Origin of the sequence: Streptomyces silaceus (assembly GCF_001419745.1) — a bacterium.
GTDB lineage: Bacteria > Actinomycetota > Actinomycetes > Streptomycetales > Streptomycetaceae > Streptomyces > Streptomyces silaceus.
Genome location: NZ_LIRJ01000162.1, coordinates 1 through 5,764 on the forward strand (window position 1 = coordinate 1; position 5,764 = coordinate 5,764).

General features: G+C 72.5%; 5 protein-coding genes. All 5 read left to right on the forward strand.

Annotated elements, in window-relative coordinates; all coding sequences use genetic code 11:
- Positions 1-272: hypothetical protein (locus tag AOK22_RS16640; protein ID WP_055699444.1), on the forward strand; the 272-nt coding region annotated here is incomplete at its 5' end.
- Positions 273-434: 162 nt separating this feature from the next.
- The gene (locus tag AOK22_RS16645; RefSeq protein ID WP_055699445.1) at positions 435-1,790 is read left to right on the forward strand and encodes an aspartate aminotransferase family protein; all 1,356 of its coding nucleotides are present in this window, start codon (positions 435-437) and stop codon (positions 1,788-1,790) included.
- A 263-nt stretch (positions 1,791-2,053) separates the two neighbouring features.
- The gene (locus AOK22_RS16650) at positions 2,054-2,752 is read left to right on the forward strand and encodes a GntR family transcriptional regulator (protein WP_055699446.1); all 699 of its coding nucleotides are present in this window, start codon (positions 2,054-2,056) and stop codon (positions 2,750-2,752) included.
- Positions 2,749-5,166: a dolichyl-phosphate beta-glucosyltransferase gene (locus tag AOK22_RS16655; protein WP_055699447.1), complete on the forward strand. Its 2,418-nt coding sequence runs from the start codon at positions 2,749-2,751 to the stop codon at positions 5,164-5,166. Before AOK22_RS16650 ends, AOK22_RS16655 begins: the two co-directional genes overlap by 4 nt.
- 88 nt (positions 5,167-5,254) lie before the next feature.
- A partial coding sequence (locus AOK22_RS16660; RefSeq protein WP_055699448.1) for a hypothetical protein occupies positions 5,255-5,764 on the forward strand: 510 nt, incomplete at its 3' end.

The window sequence follows — 5,764 nt, forward strand, 5'->3', positions numbered from 1 at the left end:
CCGCCACGCCCACCCCCGAGCGCTCCACCGTCCGCTTCACGGGCGGCGCCGCCACCGTGGAGTGCCGCCCCGACGGCACCGTCTTCCTCGTCTCCTGGAGCCCCGCCGACGGGTTCCACATCGACGACGACGTGGAGCGCGGCCCCGCCGCCGTGGCCCGCCTGGAGGCCGAGCCCGGGGACGACGACGAGCAGGACGACCTGCCGTACGAGATCCGGTGCACCGACGACGGACCGCGGGCGAAGGTCGTGCCGGACACGGACGACGACTGAGGGACCCGTGCGGGGCCGGGGGAGCGTGCAGGGTGTCGGCCACCGCGGCCCGCGTAGGGCACACCGCTCCGCCCTGCCGCACGACACTCTGTCGGGTTCCGCTCCGCACGTCAGACAAGGCGCCCATGTCGTGTCCACTTCGCGGACACTTACGCTCGGCCCATGACCCCTCAGCCGAATCCTCAGGTCGGCGCCGCCGTGAAGGCCGCGGACCGCGCACACGTCTTCCACTCCTGGTCCGCACAGGAGCTCATCGACCCGCCGGCCATCGCCGGGGCCGAGGGCTCGTACTTCTGGGACTACGACGGGAACCGCTACCTCGACTTCACCAGCGGCCTCGTCTACACCAACATCGGGTACCAGCACCCGAAGGTCGTCGCCGCGATCCAGGAACAGGCCGCGACGATGACGACGTTCGCGCCCGCCTTCGCCGTCGAGGCCCGCTCCGAGGCCGCACGCCTCATCGCCGAGCGGACCCCCGGCGACCTGGACAAGATCTTCTTCACGAACGCCGGCGCCGACGCCGTCGAGCACGCCGTCCGGATGGCCCGTCTGCACACGGGCCGCCCCAAGGTGCTCTCCGCCTACCGCGGCTACCACGGCGGCACCCAGCAGGCCATCAACCTCACCGGTGACCCGCGCCGCTGGGCCTCCGACAACGGCACGGCGGGCGTCGTCCGCTTCTGGGCGCCGTTCCTGTACCGCTCCCGCTTCTACGCCGAGACCGAGCAGCAGGAGTGCGAGCGCGCCCTCCAGCACCTCGAGGACACCATCGTCTTCGAGGGCCCGCAGACGGTCGCCGCGATCATCCTGGAGACCGTGCCCGGCACCGCGGGCATCATGGTCCCGCCGCCCGGCTACCTCGCGGGCGTGCGCGAGCTGTGCGACAAGTACGGCATCGTCTTCGTCCTCGACGAGGTCATGGCGGGCTTCGGCCGCACCGGCGAGTGGTTCGCCGCGGACCTCTTCGACGTCACGCCGGACCTGATGACCTTCGCCAAGGGCGTGAACTCCGGTTACGTCCCGCTGGGCGGCGTCGCCATCTCCGGGAAGATCGCGGAGACCTTCGCCAAGCGGCCCTACCCGGGCGGGCTCACCTACTCCGGCCACCCGCTGGCCTGCGCCGCCGCCGTCGCCACGATCAACGTCATGGCGGAGGAGGGCGTCGTCGACCACGCGGCGAACCTCGGCGCCCAGGTCATCGAGCCGGGCCTGCGCGCGCTGGCCGAGCGCCACCCGTCGGTGGGCGAGGTGCGCGGCGTCGGCATGTTCTGGGCCCTGGAGCTGGTCAGGAACCGCGAGACACGCGAGCCGCTGGTGCCGTACAACGCGACGGGCGAGGCGAACGCGCCCATGGCGGCGTTCGGCGCGGCGGCCAAGAAGAACGGCCTGTGGCCCTTCATCAACATGAACCGCACCCACGTCGTCCCGCCCTGCACCATCACGGAGGCGGAGGCGAAGGAGGGCCTGTCGGCGCTGGACGCCGCGCTGACGGTGGCGGACGAGTACACGGCGTAACGGCGCCCGCGTACGTGGTGCGGGCAGCGCACGCGTACTCGGCGTAGGCCACGTACGCGTACACGGCGCAAGCAGCGCACGCGTACGTGGCGTGAGCAACGCACGGGATACCCGGCGCGGGACGCCGCGCCGCACCCCCCGGTGCCGGGTGCCGATCAAGAAGGCCCCGGCCCCGGGGAACCCGGACCACGTAGTCTGACGTGCTCATAAGCAAGACGACCACGCACGCAAGGCGACCACGCCAGACTCCGCGGGGGAAAAAGATGCCCGGCACCGACGGCCCCGCCGTCATCCGCAGCACTCTGCGCCAGCAGATCGCCGACGCCCTCCGAGACGAGGTGCTCGCGGGCAGACTGGAGCCGGGCCAGGAGTTCACGGTCAAGGAGATCGCCGAGCAGTACGGCGTCTCCGCGACCCCCGTCCGCGAGGCCCTGGTGAACCTCACCGCCCAGGGCCTCCTGGACGCCGACCAGCACCGCGGCTTCCGCGTCCACGAGCACACCCTGGACGACTACCGCGGCATGCTGGAGGCCCGCGGCCTCATCGCGGACGGCATCTTCCGCGACCTCGCGGAGAACGGCACCGACCGCGGCGACATGGCCGACGCCCTGCTCTCCGTGCGCCGCCGCGGCGAAGAGGCGGCCCGCGCCGCCTGCGCCGGCGACCTCACCGTCCTGATCGGCTACGACCTCCGCTTCTGGCGCGAGCTCAGCGCCCTCTTCGGCAACCCCTACCTCTCCGACTTCCTGCACCGCCTGCGCGTGAAGTCCTGGGTCTGCGCCGTCACCCACCTGCGCCGCTGGAGCGAGCAGGGCGGCGGCGACCTGCGCGGCGTCCTGTGGTCCCGGCACACGGAACTCGTCGACGCCCTGGTGCGCCGCGACCCGTGCGCCGCCCACGCGATCGTCGTGGAGTACAACGCGCACTCCCTGTCCCTCATCGAGCGGCTGGCCGCGGCATGAGCATGGACCTGTCCGTCGTCGTCCCCGCGTACAACGAGGAACGGCGCCTCGGCCCCACCCTGGCCGCGATACGGGAGCACCTGGAGGCGACCGACCAGGGCGAGTGGGAGCTGATCGTCGTCGACGACGGCTCCACCGACCGCACCGCGGAGATCGCCGCCGAGGCGTCCGCCGCCGACCCCCGCATCCACCTGGTCAGCGGCGACCGCAACCGCGGCAAGGGCCACGCCCTGCGCCTGGGCGTCCTCGCCTCCTACGGCCGCCGCGTCCTGATCACCGACGCCGACCTCGCCACGCCCATCGAGGAGCTCGAACTCCTCGACAAGGCGCTCGGCGACGGGCACGAGGCCGCGATCGGCTCGCGCGCCCGGCCCGGCGCGACCATCGACCGGCACCAGCACCGCCTGCGCGAGCTCCTCGGCCGCACCGGCAACTTCCTCATACGCTCGGTCGCCGTCCCCGGAGTGCGCGACACCCAGTGCGGGTTCAAGCTCTTCGACGGTGACCGTGCCCGTGAGGCCTTCGCCGCGGCCCGGCTGCGCGGCTGGGGCACCGACGTCGAGATACTGCAGTACTTCCGCCGGGCGGGCTGGTCCGTCGCCGAGGTCCCCGTCCGCTGGTCCCACCAGGAGGGATCGAAGGTCCGGCCGCTGGACTACGTGAAGGTCCTCGCCGAGCTGACCGCCCTCAAGGCCCGCTCGGTCCGGCGCGCGGACGTCCTGGTCGCGCTCCTCTTCCTCGCCTTCTCCGTGATGCTCTACGCGGGCCGCTGGGTGGCACCCGCCCACCGCTACATCCCGGACTCGATGCAGGACCAGAACCAGTGGGAGTGGTTCTTCGCGGTGACGGCGGACAACGTCCGCCACCTGCAGAACCCTTTGTTCACCACCCTCCAGAACGTGCCCGACGGCGTGAACCTCATGGCCAACACGGTCATGCTCGGCCTCTCCGTCCCGCTCGCCCCCGTGACCTGGCTCCTGGGCCCCGCGGTCGCCCTGAACGTGGCGATGACCGGGGGCATCGCCCTCACCGCCGTCGCCTGGTACCGGCTGATCCGCCGCCGGCTCGTCCCGCACCGGGGCGCCGCCGCCGTCGGTGCGGCCCTCGCGGCCTTCGCGCCGCCGATGATCAGCCACGCCAACGCGCACCCGAACTTCGTCGTCCTGTTCATGATCCCGGTGATCATCGAGCGGGCGCTGCGGCTCTGCGCGGGCACCCGCGTCGTACGCGACGGCGTCGTCCTCGGCCTCTGCGTGACGTACCAGGTCTTCCTGGGCGAGGAGCCGCTGCTGCTCGCCGCGCTCGGCATGCTGGTCTTCGCCCTCGCGTACGCGGCCGTGCGCCCCGACGTGGCCAGGGAGGCCTGGCGGCCGCTCGCGCGCGGCACCGGCATCGCCCTCGCGGTCGCCGTCCCGCTGGTCGCCTTCCCGCTCTACTGGCAGTTCTTCGGCCCGCAGAGCTACAAGAGCGTCCTGCACGGCGACAACGCGGGCAACAGCCCGCTCGCCCTGATCTCCTTCGCGGAGCGCTCCCTCGCGGGCGCCAAGGAGACCGCGGACGCCCTCGCGATGAACCCCACCGAGCAGAACGCCTTCTTCGGCTGGCCGCTCGTCGCCCTGGCCTTCGCGATCGTCGTACGCCTGTGGGAGCGCGCCGTCGTCAAGGCGCTGGCCGTCACCGTGGTCGGGGCGGCGCTGCTCTCGCTCGGCCCGAAGTTCCGCATCCCGCTGACGGACGTCGTCCTGCCGGGCCCCTGGGCGCTGCTCTCCGACCGCCCGCTCTTCGAGTCCGTGATCGAGTCGCGCGTCGCGATGGTGTGCGCCCCGGCGCTCGGCATGCTGGTCGCGCTGGCGCTCGCCGGTCTGCTGAGCGCCCCGCAGCGCGCGCTCCGGTACGGCGGCCCGGCCGCCGTCGCCCTCGCGCTGCTGCCGATCGTGCCCGCGCCGCTGAAGACCGTGGACCGGGTCGACGTGCCGCCCTTCATCGCCGACGGCACCTGGCGGAAGTATCTCGGCGAGGGCGAGACGCTCGTCCCGATCCCGGTGCCCGACCCCGCCAACGCGGAGGGCCTGCACTGGCAGACCACCGCGGGACTGGGCTTCCGCATCCCCGGCGGCTACTTCAACGGCCCCTGGGGCCCGGACCGCGTCGGCATCTACGGCCCCTCGCCCCGCAACACGTCCAACCTGCTGCGCGACGTCCGTTCCGTGGGCCGCGTCCCGAAGATCACGCCCGCCTGGCGCCTCGCCGCCCGCCAGGACCTGGAGTTCTGGAAGGCCGGCGTCCTGGTCCTCGCCCCGCAGCCGAACGAGACGGAACTGCGCGAGACCGTGGACGAGCTGGTCGGCCGTCGCGGAAAGTGGGTGGGCGGCGTATGGATATGGGACCTGCACCGGGGCAGTCAGAGGACCTGAGGCACGACTACGCTGCCAGCACGCCGGGCAACGCACAGCTACGAACACCCGCTCCGTCCACTGTCCGACCCGACCCTAGGAGTGCTTCTTGGCCTGCGACCTGTGGCTGGTCCCGCTCGTCGACGTGCTGTGCCACAGCGCCGACAATCCGTTCGCGGAGGAGCTCGCCGCCTACGACAAGGCGCTGCACGAGGCAGGGCTCCCCTCCGTTCCCGTCTTCGCCTACATGCCGGGACTCTCCGGCGACGTGGCCCCCGTCGCGGGCTTCGACTACGACGCGCTGCACTTCCTGCGCCGCGCCTACCTCCTGCGGATCTGCGGCCTGGAGGTCACGCCGGTCGACGAGCTGGGCGGTGACTACGAACAGCTCCTGGAGATGTTCGACGCCACGGCCCAGCAGTCCCACCTGGTCTGGCACTACGACCACGCGGGCGCGTACGTCCCCGTGGACTTCCCCGCCCCGCTCTCGAACGACGAGCTGCTCGCCGGCGGCGGCCCGCTGGGCTCCTCGCAGGCGCTCCTGCGCGAGCTGGAGTTCGTCGCCCCGTCCATCGGCATAGACCCCGCGAACCCCCCGCTCGCCCCGGCTCCGCCGGCC